The 1,043-nt window shown below is 65.5% G+C and carries 2 protein-coding genes; both read right to left on the reverse strand.

Annotation, left to right across the window (positions count from 1 at the left end; all coding sequences use genetic code 11):
* The coding region (locus tag A985_RS0103405; protein WP_017232012.1) for a proton-translocating transhydrogenase family protein at positions 1-230 on the reverse strand (230 nt) is incomplete at its 3' end.
* A gap of 15 nt (positions 231-245) precedes the next feature.
* A partial coding sequence (locus tag A985_RS0103410; RefSeq protein ID WP_017232013.1) for a hypothetical protein occupies positions 246-1,043 on the reverse strand: 798 nt, incomplete at its 5' end.

The following is a 1,043-nucleotide window of genomic DNA, read 5'->3' on the forward strand; positions in this document are numbered from 1 at the left end:
TTGACCGCCGCAAGCGCCACGGCCACGACACCCATCGTCTTGCCGAGCGCGCCTTCCGTGAGCCCGGCCGCGAGCATCGCGCCCACGATCACGATGGCCGAGATCGCGTTCGTCACCGCCATGAGCGGCGTGTGCAGCGCAGGCGTGACGTTCCACACCACGTGATAGCCGACGTACACCGCCAGCACGAAGATGATCAGATTGATCACCGTGTGATTGATCATTTCCATGGTCGTGTCTCCCCCTTATGCCGCACGCAGCACTTGACCGTCGCGGCACATCAGGCACGCACTGACGATGTCGTCGTTGGTATCGATGACGAGCTTGCCTTCCTTGTCGATCACCAGCTTCAGGAAGTCGAGCACGTTACGGGCATACAGCGCCGAGGCGTCGGCCGCCACCATGCCCGCGAGGTTGGTGTAGCCCGCAATCGTTACGCCATGCACCTTGACGACCTCGTCGGCCACCGACAAGGGGCAATTGCCGCCGCCATTCGCGCCGCGTCCCGCAGCGAGGTCGATGATCACCGAGCCGGGCTTCATGGCCTTGACGGTGTCTTCGGCGATGAGCGTCGGTGCGGCGCGTCCCGGAATCAACGCGGTGGAGATGACGATGTCCGCCTGCGTCAAACGTGTGTGCACGAGTTGCGACTGACGCGCGAGCCATGCCGCCGGCATCGGGCGCGCATAGCCGCCCACGCCCTTGGCGATCTCGCGTTCCTCGTCGGTCTCGAACGGCACGTCGATGAACTTGGCGCCGAGCGATTCGATCTGCTCGCGCACGGCCGGACGCACATCCGAGGCTTCGATGACCGCGCCGAGACGCTTGGCCGTGGCGATGGCCTGCAACCCGGCGACGCCGGCGCCCAGCACGACCAGACGCGCGGCCTTGACCGTGCCGGCGGCCGTCATGAGCATCGGCATGAAGCGCTGATACAGATTGGCGGCAAGCATCACGGCCTTGTAGCCGGCGATGTTGGCCTGCGAAGACAACACGTCCATGCTTTGCGCACGCGTGGTCCGCGGCGCGGCTTCCAGGGCGAA

It is taken from the genome of Pandoraea sp. B-6 (assembly GCF_000282835.1).
Lineage (GTDB): Bacteria > Pseudomonadota > Gammaproteobacteria > Burkholderiales > Burkholderiaceae > Pandoraea > Pandoraea cepalis.